The 14365-nt window shown below is 65.1% G+C and carries 11 protein-coding genes; 4 read left to right on the plus strand and 7 right to left on the minus strand.

Going from position 1 to position 14365, the window contains the following annotated elements; genetic code table 11:
- The first annotated feature begins 162 nt into the window (after nucleotides 1-162).
- Nucleotides 163-1299 carry a vWA domain-containing protein gene (locus WDX12_RS32930; protein WP_434723429.1) on the plus strand — a complete coding sequence of 379 codons (1137 nt, stop codon included), beginning with the start codon at nucleotides 163-165 and terminating at the stop codon, nucleotides 1297-1299.
- Nucleotides 1299-2186 carry an amidohydrolase family protein gene (locus WDX12_RS32935; RefSeq protein WP_434723430.1) on the plus strand — a complete coding sequence of 296 codons (888 nt, stop codon included), beginning with the start codon at nucleotides 1299-1301 and terminating at the stop codon, nucleotides 2184-2186. Before WDX12_RS32930 ends, WDX12_RS32935 begins: the two co-directional genes overlap by 1 nt.
- A 171-nt stretch (nucleotides 2187-2357) precedes the next feature.
- Here the strand turns inward: WDX12_RS32935 and WDX12_RS32940 are convergent, their stop codons facing one another.
- The 7 genes from WDX12_RS32940 to WDX12_RS32970 form a co-directional block, all read right to left on the minus strand.
- Nucleotides 2358-2765: a carboxymuconolactone decarboxylase family protein gene (locus tag WDX12_RS32940; RefSeq protein WP_434723431.1), complete on the minus strand. Its 408-nt coding sequence runs from the start codon at nucleotides 2763-2765 to the stop codon at nucleotides 2358-2360.
- Between the two features lie 394 nt (nucleotides 2766-3159).
- Nucleotides 3160-4656, minus strand: coding sequence for a sugar ABC transporter ATP-binding protein (locus WDX12_RS32945; protein WP_434723432.1), 1497 nt, complete (start codon nucleotides 4654-4656; stop codon nucleotides 3160-3162).
- On the minus strand, nucleotides 4656-5705 hold the full coding sequence (locus tag WDX12_RS32950) for a hypothetical protein (protein WP_434723433.1): 1050 nt from the start codon (nucleotides 5703-5705) through the stop codon (nucleotides 4656-4658). Before WDX12_RS32950 ends, WDX12_RS32945 begins: the two co-directional genes overlap by 1 nt.
- Nucleotides 5702-7825: an ABC transporter permease gene (locus tag WDX12_RS32955; RefSeq protein ID WP_434723434.1), complete on the minus strand. Its 2124-nt coding sequence runs from the start codon at nucleotides 7823-7825 to the stop codon at nucleotides 5702-5704. Before WDX12_RS32955 ends, WDX12_RS32950 begins: the two co-directional genes overlap by 4 nt.
- A gap of 97 nt (nucleotides 7826-7922) precedes the next feature.
- A complete protein-coding gene (locus tag WDX12_RS32960; protein ID WP_434723435.1) occupies nucleotides 7923-8948 on the minus strand; it encodes a sugar ABC transporter substrate-binding protein in 1026 nt (341 codons plus the stop codon).
- Nucleotides 8949-9034: 86 nt separating this feature from the next.
- Nucleotides 9035-10021 (minus strand): ABC transporter permease, encoded by a 987-nt coding sequence (locus tag WDX12_RS32965; protein WP_320297070.1) that lies wholly within the window; start codon nucleotides 10019-10021, stop codon nucleotides 9035-9037.
- Nucleotides 10022-10302: 281 nt separating this feature from the next.
- Nucleotides 10303-11745 (minus strand): DHA2 family efflux MFS transporter permease subunit, encoded by a 1443-nt coding sequence (locus tag WDX12_RS32970; RefSeq protein WP_434725743.1) that lies wholly within the window; start codon nucleotides 11743-11745, stop codon nucleotides 10303-10305.
- A 112-nt stretch (nucleotides 11746-11857) separates the two neighbouring features.
- Between WDX12_RS32970 and WDX12_RS32975 the strand changes: the two genes are divergently transcribed.
- Both WDX12_RS32975 and WDX12_RS32980 read left to right on the plus strand, forming a co-directional pair.
- Nucleotides 11858-12859 carry an ornithine cyclodeaminase family protein gene (locus tag WDX12_RS32975; protein WP_434723436.1) on the plus strand — a complete coding sequence of 334 codons (1002 nt, stop codon included), beginning with the start codon at nucleotides 11858-11860 and terminating at the stop codon, nucleotides 12857-12859.
- A complete protein-coding gene (locus WDX12_RS32980) occupies nucleotides 12856-14352 on the plus strand; it encodes an HAL/PAL/TAL family ammonia-lyase (protein ID WP_320297072.1) in 1497 nt (498 codons plus the stop codon). The genes WDX12_RS32975 and WDX12_RS32980 overlap by 4 nt, the downstream gene beginning before the upstream one ends.
- Nucleotides 14353-14365: the final 13 nt, after the last annotated feature.

Here is a 14365-nt window from a genome sequence, read left to right on the forward strand (position 1 = left end):
CCCTCTCTGTCCTGCCGGACATCTCCCCCTCAAGGGGGGAGATCAGATGGCACGCCGGCTTTCGCCAATCGCCGACGTTGCAGGAAAGAGCGAGGCGCCCAAACCGCCAATCTCCCCCCTAGAGGGGGAGATGTCCGGCAGGACAGAGGGGGGCGCGAAGGAATGAGGCGTCCGGAAAGCTTGCCCCCCGCCGCCGCACCCTTCCTAGGCTTCGCCCGCCTGCTGCGCCGTCACGCCTTTCCCATCGCCTCAGAACAAATCTCCAGCTTCATGCAAGCGGTCACCCTGCTCGGCCCACGCTCGATGAGCGACATCCGCGAGGCGGCTCTTGCGACGCTCGCGCCGCCACCCGATCGACGCGGCGAATTCGAGGCGCATTTCCGCAGCTATTTCCATGGCGACGCAAAACCTTCGATCGAGGGCGAAGAGGACGACGAGACCCGCGTCAAGGACGATCGCGGCACGCGCGAGGAAGAGAACCAGGCCACTCGCCAGGAGAAAGGCGGCGAGCTCTCCTCGGCGCTCGAACAACTGAGCAGCCGCGATTTCCAGCGCGACGCCGACGGCATCGGCCAGTTTCGCCGCAAGCTGGCGTCGGCCCTGCCTGCGCGTCGTTCCTTCCGCACCGCCCGCACCCGTTCGCGCGGCACGCTCGACCTCAGGCGCTCGCTCAGCGAAATCGTCAGCGCCGATGGCGACATCCCCTCGCCGCTGCTGCGCTGCCGGCAGATCGTATCGCGAAAACTGCTCCTGCTCATCGACGTCTCCGGTTCGATGAAACTGCATACCGCCGATTACCTCAAGGTCGCGCACGCCGCCGTGCAAGGCGCGGATAGCGCCGAGATCTTCACCTTCGGCACGCGTCTCACCCGCATCACCTCAGCGCTGCGCATCCGCGACCGCGAGCAGGCGCTCGCCCGCGCCGCGGCGCTCGTCGACGATTGGGACGGCGGCACCCGCATGGGCCCGACATTGCTCACCTTCCTTTCGGTGCCGCGCTTTTCCGCCTTTGGACGCGGCGCCTGCGTCGTCATCCTGTCCGATGGCCTGGAACGCGGCGACCATGCCGACCTCGAAACCGCGATGCGGCGGTTCAGCGCCCGCGCCTTCCGGCTGTCACTGGCGAGCCCGCTCGCCGGCGATCCACGCTTTCGCCCGGCGACGTCGGCGCTCAGCGCCATCCTGCCGGTGCTCGACGATCTGGTCGACGGCTCGTCGGTCGGAGGCCTGACTGATTTCATCCTGTCGCTCGCCCGCCCCGCGCCTGCGGCTTCAGTCATCTGGAAAAGGGTATCGTGATGCAGAAGGCCATCGACGCGCATTTCCACATCTGGCGCCAAAAGGACCAGCCCTGGCTGGTCGGACCGATGGTGCCGCGCATCTTCGGCCCCTACGAGCCGATCCGCCGCGACTATCCGATCGCGGAGTTCCTCGAAGACCAGAAGGGCTCGGGCGTCGCGAAGGCCGTCTATGTCCAGACCAACTGGGCCAAGGAGGATTTCGAGAAGGAGGTCGCCTTCCTGCAGCAGACCGCGGACGAGACCGGCTGGCCGCACGCCATCGTCGGCTACGCCGACATGACGGCCGACGATGTCCGCCCGCAAATCGAGCGGCTGATGAAATACAAACTGCTGCGCGGCGTGCGCATGCAGCTCCACTGGCACGAGACTCCCGCCTTCCGCTTCGCCGCCTCGGCCGACCAGGTGATCGATCCGAAAGTGCGCGCCAATGTGGCTCGGCTGAGGGACTACGGCCTCTCCTTCGACCTGCAGCTTTTCCCGGCGCAGATGAAGGACGGACTGACGCTGGTCGGCGAAAACCCTGAGACGAATTTCATCGTCACCCATGCCGGCATGCTGACCGGCATGGAGCCGGAAACGACCGAAGCCTGGAAGGTCGGCCTGCGCACACTCGCCACAGCGCCCAATTTCTACGCAAAACTGTCGGGGCTCGGCACTTTCGTCCACCGCAACGACCCGGAACTCATCGCCTACATCGTCGACAACGCGATAGACATCCTCGGCAGCGGCCGGCTGATGTTCGGCTCGAACTTCCCGATCGAGAAGTTGTGGACCAGCCATGCCGAGCTGATCAAAGCGCACCGCGCCGCAGTTGCCAGGCACGGCGCGAAGGCCGAGGCGGATATTTTCTGGAACACGGCAGAGAAGGTGTATCGGCCAGTGTAGCGCTTTTCTTCCTTCCCCCCTTGTGGGGAAAGGTGGATCGGCGCGAAGCGCCGAGACGGATGAGGGGTGTTCCAGCGGAGTGAGACGCTGGCGTTCCCTAGAGCACCCCTCATCCGTCCGAGCTTCGCTCGGCCACCTTCTCCCACAAGGGGAGAAGGCGAAGGCGCCGCCTCACTTCACCTCGAATTGCGGATCGAGCTGGATCTGCATCGCCGTCACCAGGTGATTGGTCTGCCCGGCCAGGCCGATGATCGACACCAGCTCGCCATGCTGCGCGTCGGTCATGCCCTTGGCTCGCGCCGCTGCCGTATGCGAGTGGATGCAGTAGGAACAGCCATTGGCGGTCGAGACCGCGATGTAGATCATTTCCTTGGTCAGCGGATCGATGGCGCTGTCGGCGACCATCACCGCCTTGAGCTGATCCCAAACCCGCTTCAGCGACGCCGGATCATTGGCGAGCCCGCGCCAGAAATTGTTGACGAAGTCGGATTTGCGCGTCGCGCGGATATCGTCGAACACGGCCTTCACCGCCGGAATCTTTTCGACCTCGGCATCGCTGAGCAGTTTCGTGGTGGCCATGGCGTGGTCCTTTCGTTTGAGGCGTTGGTCGAGGTTGTTGAATCAAGCATTGCGCATAGATGGCTAACCTGTTTGTCCGATTGAGCTTTTGGCTCGAAACAGCACACTGCCGCGTAGGTTATCGAAGCACCTCAACATCGTCATTCCAGGGCGGAGCAAGGAGCGAAGCGACGCGCGCAGACCCTGGAATCCATGCCGCGACCTCGCGCGAAGGGTGCAGCGGAGCAGAATTCTGGACCGTAGCGGCGCCTAAACGTCACGGCATGGATCCTCGGGTCTGCGCGCGTCGCTTCGCTCCTTGCTCCGCCCGTGGATGACGAAATGACAGACGCCTCGGCCAATCTCCATGGGTGTTCGATCCGACTGTGCGATCATGCGCCGTCGCCTCGCTACCCTAATGCACTGCCGCATACATGATCTTCTCCTCCGTCGCCTCCGCTGGCGAGAACTCCTCGACGATACGCCCTTGCCGGCAAACCAGAATCCGGTCGGACAGGTTCATGATCTCCGGCAGGTAGGACGAGATGACGACCACGGCGAGCCCTTCGTCGGCCAGCCGGTTGATGATCTGGTGGATCTCGGCGATCGCGCCGACGTCGACGCCGCGCGTCGGCTCGTCGAAGATGACGATGCGCGGCTGCTGCACCAGCCCCTTGCCGATCACCACCTTCTGCTGGTTGCCGCCGGAGAGCTCGACCACGCGGGCGTTGTCGTTGATCGCCTTGATGTTGAGCGTCTTGGTCCATTCGGCCGAAAGCTGCCGCATCTCCTGCTGGTTGATCACCCAGGCCTTTTCGCGGCCGGCTGCGAGCAGGCCGCCGAACAGGTTCTCTGCAATGCCCATCGTCTCGAAGATGCCTTCGCTCTTGCGGTCCTCGGTGACGTAGACGATGCCGTCGGCCACCGCCTCGCTCGGCACCAGATAGCGCACCGGCCTGTCGTCGAGCTCGATAGCGCCACCGCGCAGGAAATCGCGCTTGTAGATGCCCGAGACGATCTTGAAGGTCTCGGTGCGCCCCGATCCGATCAGCCCGAACACGCCGGTGATCTGGCCTTCGAAGATCGAGAAGGAATTGTTGCGCACGATGTTGCTCATCGAGATGTCCTGCACCGAGAGCACTTTCTTGCCGGCCTTGCGCAGTTTCGTCTCGTCGCGCTGGCGGTAGATCTGCCCGGTCAGCGAGCGCCCGACCATGGCGGCGACGATCCTGTCGCGGTCGAAGGCCGATGTCTCGTCGGTGATCACCAGTTCGCCGTCGCGCAGGATGGTGATGCGGTCGGCGATCATCAGCGCCTCTTCCAGCGCATGGCTGATGAAGACGATCGACACGCCGCGCGCCTTCAACCTCCGGATCAGCGCGAAGAAATGGCGTTTCTCCTCCGGCGTGAGCGTCGCGGTGGGTTCGTCGAAGATGATGATCTCGGCATTGTGGTGGACGGCGCGCGCAATCTCGACCATCTGCCGCTTGGCAGCACCAAGCGTCGCCACCATCGCGTTGGGATCGACCGGAAAGTTCAGCGACTGCAGGAATTGCTGCGCCGAAATGTAGGTGCCGCGCAGCCGGTTGAGGAATTTCTCTGTGCCGAGATAGAGGTTCTGCGCCACCGTCATCGACGGCACCAGGCTGGTCTCCTGGAACACCATGGCAATGCCGGCTTCCAGCGCGGCATGCGGCGAGGCGTAGGCGATCTCTTGCCCCTTGTGGAACATCTTGCCCGAAGTGGCGTCGACGACGCCGGCGATGATCTTGGTCAGCGTCGACTTGCCGGCGCCGTTTTCGCCGAGCAGCGCGTGGATCTCGCCCTTCCTCAGATCGAAGCTGACACTCTTCACCGCCGGCACGCCGCGGTAGGTTTTCGTCACGTCCTCCAGGCGCACGATCGAGTCCATCAGAAGCCTCCCGGCGCAAGGTCAAGCGCCAGCACGCAATCGCCGCCCTTCGAGGCCACGAACAGGCGGCCGTCCTGTTCCGCCACGCTGCAGATACCGTGGCGCGTGCCGTTGGCGCGGCTGTGCAGGCTGAATTGCGGTTGCATGGCCCTGTCGAGCCTGACCACGAGACCGTAGGAACGGGTGGGCGACCACGGCTTGTGGATGCCCATGGTGCGGATGCCGCCGCATTGCAGCGGCTCGAGGAAGCTGCGGTTGGAGGCCAGCGCCGGCGCGATCCAGTAGGCCGGCGGCACCTGGTCGATCATGTCCTGGCGATAATGCGTTTCCTGCAGCACGAACTCGATCAGCCGGTTGCGCGGCGCAAACAGCGTCAGCCACGCGCCACCATCCGATGCCGGCGACAGCCGGGCGGGATAGCCGGGTAGATGCGTCAGCAGCGTGCCGCGGTTGCCGGTCGCGCCGAAGCGAACCAGTTGATGGCGCCAGCTCTCGCTGACCACCACATCCGCGCCGGTGGGATATAGTCCGTAAGGGAAAGCGATGTCGCCGGCCACTTTACGAAAATCTCCGCCCGCCGCTCGCGACCAAAGCGAGCCAGATGCGCCCTTCTTCATCAGGTCGGCCGCCCATTGCGACGGCAGGTGCTGTGCAGAACCATTGGCCAGCCACAGCGTGCCATCATCCGCATAGGCAAGCGCCGTGATGCAGCGGATCTCCGCAGGCAACGAGACCTCCTTGCCGGCAATCAGCAGCTTGCCGCTTTCCAGCCCGACCGTCAGGTCGCCCGATGGCGACAGCGCCAGCGCGGAGACGGGGGATTGAAAGGTCTCGATCCCCACGGGTTCGAAACCGGCCGTAACCGCCAGGATGGCATTGCCGCTGGAGACAAGCAGACGCCCGTCGGCCGCCAAAAGATTGTCCGGTTCGGTCAGTTCGGCGAAGGCCGGCAGGTCGTCGAGCCGCGTGTTGGGACGGAAGGCGCCGTCGAGCGGGGGGATGGTGACCGCCTTGCCACGAAACACATCCAGGATCGGATCGAGGATCATGGCTTTGCTCCCCAATAGCAAGCGGGGCTTGTCCAGTTCGGGTCCGCGCCGGCGATCTTGTAGCGCCCGATGCGGTTGTTGAGGATGCCGCCGACGAACAGATAGCCCTTGTGCTCGCGCATCGAGGTCACCATCGGATGCGCGTTGCCGGAAAGATCGCCGAGCGTCTCGACGATGCCGCCCTTCTCGTTGAACTTCACCACGCCGCCGGTGTTGATGTTGGGGAACAGCCATTCGTCCTGCGGCAGGCGCCGCGTCATGCGCTTGCGCATGTCGGGGTGGCGCAGCGACAGGTCGAAGCTCGGCGTGCGCATGCCGAGCCATGCCATCCAGTAATTGCCGTCGGAAGCCCGGTTGATGTTGTCGGGATAGCCCGGCATGTCGCGGATGACGCATTCGGCGCTGCCCGCCTTCGGCCCTTCCAGCCAGTAGCGGTGCACGCGGCAGGCCCAGCTTTCGGCGAAGAACAACGACTTGCCGTCATGCGCCATGCACACGCCGTTGGTGTAGCGGTAGCCGTCGAGCAGTGTCTTGGTCGACCCGTCCCTCGGGTCATAGACCAGCAGGCGGCCCGTGGCGCGGTTCTCGATCGAGTCCAGCGCCCAATCGTGGGCGTCATAGCGCTTCGTCGAATCCGTGAAATATATGCGGCCGTCGGGCGCGATGTCGCAATCGTTCGGGTCGCGCAGGCGCGCATCGTCGACGATCGAGGTCCAGGAACGCGCCGTCTCGGCCGACAGGCGCTTCACGTCCCGCTCCGGCGAGACCGAATAGAGCCCCATGGCGCCGACGCAGCTGATCAGATTGCCTTGCCTGTCGAAGGCCAGCCCCAGCGGAAAGCCGCCGATATGGGCAAAGACCTCGGAACGCTTGTAGTCAGGCGCGAAGAAGCGGACGATCTCGCCATGGCGCGTACCGCAGTAGAGGTGGTCGTCGCGGTCGAGGATGACGTCCTCCGGGCCCTCCAGCTCGCCGAGCCCGATATGGTCCGCGGCCGACAGCCGGTTGTCGAGCTCGTAGGATGTGCCGGAGCCGGGCGCGGCTGATTGCGTCTCGCCCATCTTGAGGTAGACGGGCGCGACATAGACCTCGTTCAGCACCTTGTGGCGGTTCTTCAGCCAGCGGATATCGATGGTGACGGCGACGGCCAAAAGGATGCCGAGCACCATCTGGTTGGTGCCGGTGCCGTAGCCCAGCCGGATCAGGCCGTTGGTCATGGTGAGCACGATGATGGCGCCCATCAGGCCCTTGACCACCGAGCCGCGTCCGCCGCCCAGGCTGACGCCGCCGACCACCGCCGCCGTCAGCGCCATGATCTCGAGGTTGAGGCCGGTGCCCGGCCCCGCACCGCTCAACCGGCAGGCGATGAGGAAGCCGCCGATCGAGGCGCAGAAACCGGAAAAGACATAGGTCATGAACACGGTGCGGCGCACGCGGATGCCGGCATTGTGCGCCGAGCGCCGGGAGCCACCCACCGCCAGCACATGCCAGCCGGGGCGCGATCGCGTCAGCGCGACATGCGTGACGATGGCCAGGATGATCGCCAACCAGACCGAGACCGACAGCCCCCAGAACGTGCCGTCGCCTATGAAGTCGAGCACATCGGAGGAAGCCTGCGAAAGCTGCACGTCGGCGGCATAGGTGGTGACGAGGATGTCGAACAGCGCCCGCCCGAAGATGAAGGTGACCAGCGTGGTGAGGAAGGCGCGCAGCCTCAGATATCCGACCAGGTAGCCGTTGATGGCGCCGAAGACGAGCCCCGTGCAAAGTGCGGCGGCCAGGGCCAGCCAGATCGACTGCTCGAGGATGAAGAAGACGTAGACGGCGGAAAAACAGGACAGCGCGAAGATCGAGCCGACCGAAAGATCGATGCCGCCGCCAAGCATCACCACGGTCATGCCTATCACCACCAGTGAGAACTCGCCGAGCTGGCGGGTCGATTCCTGCAACGAGGTGAGCTTGAAGAAGCCCGGAATGATCGAGCCGAACACGCCGAGCGTCGCCACCAGCGCCAGGAAAGGTATGGCGTTGTCGGTCCAGCGCTTGGTCAGGATCTCGCCGACCAGATGGTCGGGCACGAGATTGTAGCGCCAGGCCTGGAGGCGTTCACGAAAATTCATCGGCTGCTGCTGTCATTCAACGGAAAAAGAACGGGCAACGGGAAAAGAGGTGGCCGGACCGATCCGGCCACCTCGTGGGATGCTCTCGGGCGGCGGCTTATTTCGCCGCCGCTTCGGCCTGCAGCGCCTTCAAGTCCCAGCAGCTGTCGGGCTTGAGGTCGGCCTTGGTCGTCGCCTTCTCCAGCGTGTAGATGTAGGTGTGCGAGGTGCCGGCAGGCTGGCCGCTCTGCAGCAGGAACTTGATGATGGCGTTCATGTCGCCCGACTGGCGGGCAAGATCGGTCATCACCACGGCGCCATAGGTGCCGTCCACGAGCTTGTCGCAGTCAGCCGCCTTTTCGCCGCCGCCGGTGGTGACCAGGAACACCTTGCCGTCGAGCTTGGCGTCGCGGATCGCGGCTGAGGCGCCGGTGGCGTCGCCGTCCCAGAAGTCGATGATCGAGCAGATGTCCGGGTGCTGCTGCAGCATCGTCGTCGTCACGTTGCGCGAGGTCGTCGCGTCCCAGTTCGAGTCGGGCTTTGCCACCACCTGGAAGTCGGGATGCTTCTCCAGCACTTTCATGATGCCGGCATACTGGTAGAGGCTCGACGAGTTCGCCTGGTCGCCCTGCACCAGCCCGATCTTCTTCGACGAATTCTCGCCGCAGCCCTTGATCGCCGCTTCGGCTTCGAGCTGGCCGAGCTTGTCCCAGTCGCTGCCGACGAAGGCGTCGGCCGGGAAGTTGGCCGGATTGTCGACCAGCAGCACATAGGTGCCGGCGGCCTGCGCCTTCTTCATCAGCTTCGAATAGGAGTTGAGGTCGGGCGCATGGATGATCAGCACGTCGGGCCGCGTGTCGGAAGCGATGGCGTCGGTGATCGCCTGCGCGCCGGCGTCGACCACCCAGTTCGGATCGCGCGTCTCGAAGGTGCCGCCCCAGGCCTCGACTTCCTTCTTCAGATAATGCGCCCAGCCCTGCGCCAGGTCGAAGCCCATCGCCAGCGGCACCAGCATGACGCGCTTGCCGTTGAGCGACTTGGCATAGGCGGCGGGGCCCGGATCGTCGGCGGCGAAGCTCGGCGCCACGAAGGCGGTGACGGCAAGCGCCGTGGCAGCGGCCATCAATGTTTTGAATAGTCTCATGTCATATCCCTCTGGTTTCGATTGTTGCCGGCCAATCGTCGCGATCGCTCCGGGTACCCCTGAGCATATGGGCTAGTCCATCTGCTCTAAATGTCGCCTTGTTGCGCCGTCTGCTCGTCGCGCGGATTGATGATGCCGTCGACGATGATGGCCCCGAGCAGGATCGCCGCCTTGATCAGGTTCTGGTAGAGCAGCGGAATATCGATGATGGTCATGGCGTTGAGCAGGATGCCGATCAGCGCCGCCCCTACCAGCACGTTGCGCACCCCGCCCCTGCCGCCCGACAGGCCGATGCCGCCGATCACCGCCACCAGCACGATGTCGTAGAGCAGCGTCGAATTGACGATGCGGGTGTTGATCGAATGCAGGCTGGCCGCCGTCAGCAGGCCGGCGATCAGGGCCACGAAAGCCGACAGCACGTAGCGCAGCACAAGCATTGGCCGCACCGGAACGCCGATGTTGCGGGCGGCGACCGGATTGTCGCCGGCGAAATAGATGAAGCGGCCCCATTTGGTGTAGCGCAGGAACAGGAAGACCAGGAAGGCCAGCCCGGCGAAGACGAACACCTCGACCGGAATATCGAGGAAGCGGACGCCGCCGAGCAACTCGACCCAGTGCCCCCCGGGCACCGGCACGGCATCCTGCGTGATCAGCTGCGAGCGCACATAGCCGAACACGAAGGAGCCGGTGGCCAACGTCACGAAGATCGCCGGCACGTCGGCATAGGCGACGAGAAAGCCGTTGAGCAGGCCGATGGCTAAAACGCCCGCCAGCACGTAGACGAAGGCGAGCCCGTCCGAGGTTCCGGTGTTGAGCAGTTGCAGGTACCAGGCGACCGACATCGCCATGATCGCCACCGCCGACAGGTCGATGCCGCGGCCGATGATGACGACCGCCATGCCAAGCGCCAGGATGCCGAGCACGGAGACCGAGCGGACGATGGCCACCAGATTGTCGGCGGTCAGGAACCCGGGCAGGCCCAGCGCGGCGGCGGCGAACAGCAGGATGGCGATGGCAAAGACGATGCCCTCCTGATTAAGGTGCCTCCAGTTCGGCCAGCCGATCCCATTCATCGCTAGTGTCTTTCGCCCCGACGGCAAGGCCGTGCCGGCCCCCATCCCGCACGAAAGCTAATCGGCTCAACAGTGGCTCGTCAAATGAATCCGCGTTCAATAACCGCGCCTCTCCGACTATTTTCCAAGTGGACGCATCAATTGCCGAAACTGGCGCAATAGCCGGAAACTAATGTGCTTTTGGCAATCCGTTGCCCCCGATCGCTCGGCTGGCGGAAGAGCCTGTTCGATGGCAGCTGGGCCGACGCAATTTAAGTCCGCGAAATGCGGCCGGCGCGACCTCAATTGTTCGTCGAATGGCCAGAAACCTCGGCTCCGGCATTGGCCGGCAGGACCAGGAAGCGCATCGCCGCCGCGAGACCGAGCAGGCCGATCGCGATAAAGGTGATTCTGAAGTCGACGAGGTCGGGCACGGCTTCGTGCCTGACGATCTGCGACAAATTGAGGACCGCCGCCGCGATCGCCACGCCGAACAGCATCGCCATCTGCTGCAGCATGCTGGAGAGCGTCGCGGCCGAGCTTCGTTGCGGCGCGCCGATATCGGCGAAGGCAAGCGTGTTCAGCGCGGTGAATTGCATCGAGCGCGTGAGACCGGCGACCAGCATCAGCGCGACGGTCAGCGGCAGCGGCGTCTGCGGCGAGATCGCGCCGCAAGCCATGATCGCCAGCGATGCGATCGCCCCGTTCACCACCATCACTGTGCGGAAGCCGAAGCGCCTGAGCGTCGGCGTGGTCACGGTCTTCATGCCGAGATTGCCGAGGAAATAGGCCAGCACCAACAGGCCGGCATCGACTGGACGCAGGCCGAAGCCGACCTGGAACAGCAGCGGCAGCAGGAAGGGCGTGGCGTTGATCGCGACGCGGAAGACCGTACCCGCGGCAAGCGTCGAGATCGCGAAGGTCAGTATCTTGAAGGCCGAAAGGTCGAGCAGCGGATGCCGGACCTGCAAGAGGTGGCGCACGGCGAGCCAGCCGATCACGATGCCGATGGCGATGGAGCCTATCGTCGGCAGCAAGCCGTCCTCGGGATGCGCCAGGCGTTCAAGCCCGTAAAGCATCACCGCAAGGCCGAGCGAGGTGAGGAAAAAGCCCGGCCAATCGAATGGTTTCGCCTCGGATTCACGATCGCCCGGCACGAAGCGGGCGACCAGCGCAAATCCGGCCAGCCCCAGCGGAACGTTGATGAAGAAGTTCCAGTGCCAGGAGAGATAGGTGGTGATGAAGCCGCCGAGCACCGGCCCGACCACCGGCGCGAACAGGGCCGGCCAAGTGATCAGCGCCGTGGCGTTGAGCAGCTCCGACTTTTCGGCATTGCGCAGCACCAGGATGCGGCCTACCGGCGTCATCAGCGCGCTGCCAAGGCCCTGCACGATGCGGGCGGCGACGAACTCAGTCAGGCTCTGCGAAAAGCCGCAGGCGATCGAGGCCAGCGTGAACAGCGCGATCGCGACGAGGAAGATGTTGCGCGCGCCGAACCGGTCGGCAAGCCAGGCCGACAGCGGCACGAACACCGCCATGGTCAGCATGTAGGCGGTGATGCCGATGCTCATCGCCACCGCCGGCACGCCGAAGGACTGCCCCATCTGCGGCAGCGACGTCGAGATGATCGTCGAGTCCAGCAGTTGCATGAAGAAGGCGACCGCCACGATCAGCGCGACGCGCCGGGACTGCCTTGCAGAATCTATCGGCCGGGACACGGCCTCGTTGTCGGGAATGCTGGTCATGACGCGGTGGTTGAACAGCATAAGCCCGGTCCCGTCCAGAGCTTATCCAACAAACTTCCGTGTCGCCGTTTCGCCTGTTATGGATGAGCCCGGGGGTGGCCGAGGAAACCGCATGAAGCCTATCTATATCGACTACCTCAATGCTCTCGACATCGAAGCTTTGGCCATGACCGACGCCGAGATCATCGGCGCCGTCGAAACCGGGCTCGTCGCGCAGGGTAAGGGCCAGACGGTGATCGAGCCGCGCGTCCATCTCGAGCCCGACCCGTCCTTTCATGGCCACTTCAACGTGCTGCGCGGCTATGTGGCGCCGCTCGATGCCGCCGGCGTGAAGATCGTCGGCGATTATGTCGACAACTACAAGCACGGCCTGCCGTCGGAATTCGGCATCCTCAATCTTTTCGATCCACGCACCGGCACGCCGCGCGCCATCCTCGACGCCACCGTCATCACCGACATGCGGACAGGCGCCGTTACCGCCATCGGCGCTCGGCATCTGGCGAAGAAGTCGTCCAAGGTGCTCGGCCACATCGGCGCGCGCGGCACCGCCTATTGGAATGTGCGCCTGCTCGACCATCTCTTCGACTTCGACGAGATCCGCGTCCATTCGCGCCGGCCGGAAAGCCGCGACGCTTTCGCCGCGAAGCTCGCCGCCGACCTCGGCAAGCCGGTCCTGGCGGTGGCCGACTGGAAAAGCTGTGTCGATGGCGCCGATATCGTCGTCGAGGCCTCGCGGCTGCCGGAGCCGCAGCCGCTGCTCAAGACCGAATGGATCAAGCGGGGCGCGCTGGTGGTGCCCTACGGCACGATGAGCGCGGTCGAACTGTCGCTCACCGACATCATGCAGAAGATCGTCGTCGACGACTGGGGGCAGTGCAAGGGCGGCAAGTTCGGCTCGCTGCGCGCCCATGTCGAGACGGGACGGCTGAGCGAGGCGACGCTGCATGCGGAGCTCGGCCAGATCGCCGCCGGCCTCAAACCCGGTCGGCAAAGCGATGGCGAGACGATCCTGTTCTGGCATCGCGGCCTGTCGCTCTCCGATATCGCGCTCGGCAAGGCCATGCTCGCCAAGGCCGGCGAAAACGGCATCGGCCAGAGGCTGCGCTTCGCATGAGCCCGCTCGTTCTCACCGGCGCCGGCGTCAGCATCGAGGATGTGGTCGCCGCCGCGCGCAATGCCTGCAAGGTCGAGGTCACTTCCGCCGTCCTCGAAAAACTCAACAAGGCTCGCCAGGTCCTCGATGCCGCCGCGGCCGGCGGCCAGCAGATCTACGGGCTCAACAGAGGTCTTGGCGCCAATCTCGTCACGGCGGTCGAAGGCGACTCGAGCGCCTTCCAGCGCCAGTTGATCGAAGGCCGCAGCGCCGCCGTCGGCGAGGCCCTGCCGATGCCGGCGGTGCGGGCGGCGATGTTCGCCCGCGTTGCGATGCTCGCTTCCGGCGGCTCGGGCCTGTCGCCGCGCGTGTTCGCGGCGTTGGTCGAGGCGCTCAATGCCGGCGTGCATCCGGTGATGCCGTCGCTGGGCTCGATCGGCGCCGGCGACCTCCTGCTGATGACGGCGATCGCCAGGGTGCTGATCGGCGAAGGTGAAGCGGAATATCAGGGCCGCCGCATGCCTGCCGCCAAGGCTTTGATGATGGCGCGGCTCGCGCCCGTCACGCTCTCGCCGAAGGACGGCCTCTCTTTGATCAACGCCTCGGCGGTTTCCGCCGGCGCCGGAGCGCTGGCGCTGACCGATGCGCTGTCGGCGCTCGACCAGCAGCAGCAGGCCGGCGCGCTGACGATGGAAGGCATTGGCGCCAACCGCACCATCCTCGATCCGCGCCAGCATCAGGCACGCCCGGGCGCCTGCCAGCAGCTTGCTGCGAAGGCGCTGCGCGACCTGCTGGCGCGCGACGAAGCGCCGGCGCCGACCACCATCCAGGACCCGCTGTCGGTCCGCTGCATGCCTTCGATCCACGGCGCGCTGACCCAGGCGATCGACCATGCCAGGCTGGCGGTCGAGATCGAGCTCAACGCCGCCGCCGACAATCCGCTGGTGCTTGCCGAGGATGAGCTGGTCATATCGACCGGCAACTTCCACACCGCGTCGCTGGCGCTCGCCTTCGAAACGCTTGGCCTGGCGATCGCCCAATGCGCGGCCGCGTCAGCGGCGCGCTTCATCCAGCTTACCGGCTCGACCCGCCACGGCCTGCCGAAATATCTGTCGCCGGTCGGCGGCGCTTCCGCCGGCTTCGTTCCGCTGCAGAAGACGGTGACGGCGATCCTGGCCGCGATCCGCCACAAGGCCAATCCGGTGATGCTCGATTTCCTGCCCGTATCCGAGGGCGTCGAGGATCACGCCACGCAGACGCCGCTCGCCGTCGCCAAATGCGCGGAGATGATCGTTCTGTGGCGGCGGCTGATCGCCTTCGAGCTGATGGCCGCGGCGCAGGCCGTCGATTTGCGCGAGGGCATGGCGCTGGCACCGGCCACGGGCGCAATCCACGCGGCCGTGCGCTCGCATGTGGCGACGCTCAAGGAAGACAGGCCACTGGGCATCGATGCCGAAGCGCTTTATGCCGCCCTCGTCAGCGGAATCTGGCAAGGTCCGCCGGCTGCCGGCTGAAGCTTTTCGATTC

It is taken from the genome of Mesorhizobium sp. RIZ17 (assembly GCF_051127865.1).
GTDB classification, from domain to species: Bacteria; Pseudomonadota; Alphaproteobacteria; order Rhizobiales; family Rhizobiaceae; genus Mesorhizobium; species Mesorhizobium humile.

Coding starts and splice junctions, on each gene's coding strand:
- WDX12_RS32930 (WP_434723429.1), top strand. CDS start 163: ATGAGGCGTCCGGAAAGCTTGCCCCCCGCCGCCGCACCCTTCCTAGGC.
- WDX12_RS32935 (WP_434723430.1), top strand. CDS start 1,299: ATGCAGAAGGCCATCGACGCGCATTTCCACATCTGGCGCCAAAAGGAC.
- WDX12_RS32940 (WP_434723431.1), bottom strand. CDS start 2,765: ATGGCCACCACGAAACTGCTCAGCGATGCCGAGGTCGAAAAGATTCCG.
- WDX12_RS32945 (WP_434723432.1), bottom strand. CDS start 4,656: ATGGACTCGATCGTGCGCCTGGAGGACGTGACGAAAACCTACCGCGGC.
- WDX12_RS32950 (WP_434723433.1), bottom strand. CDS start 5,705: ATGATCCTCGATCCGATCCTGGATGTGTTTCGTGGCAAGGCGGTCACC.
- WDX12_RS32955 (WP_434723434.1), bottom strand. CDS start 7,825: ATGAATTTTCGTGAACGCCTCCAGGCCTGGCGCTACAATCTCGTGCCC.
- WDX12_RS32960 (WP_434723435.1), bottom strand. CDS start 8,948: ATGAGACTATTCAAAACATTGATGGCCGCTGCCACGGCGCTTGCCGTC.
- WDX12_RS32965 (WP_320297070.1), bottom strand. CDS start 10,021: ATGAATGGGATCGGCTGGCCGAACTGGAGGCACCTTAATCAGGAGGGC.
- WDX12_RS32970 (WP_434725743.1), bottom strand. CDS start 11,745: ATGACCAGCATTCCCGACAACGAGGCCGTGTCCCGGCCGATAGATTCT.
- WDX12_RS32975 (WP_434723436.1), top strand. CDS start 11,858: ATGAAGCCTATCTATATCGACTACCTCAATGCTCTCGACATCGAAGCT.
- WDX12_RS32980 (WP_320297072.1), top strand. CDS start 12,856: ATGAGCCCGCTCGTTCTCACCGGCGCCGGCGTCAGCATCGAGGATGTG.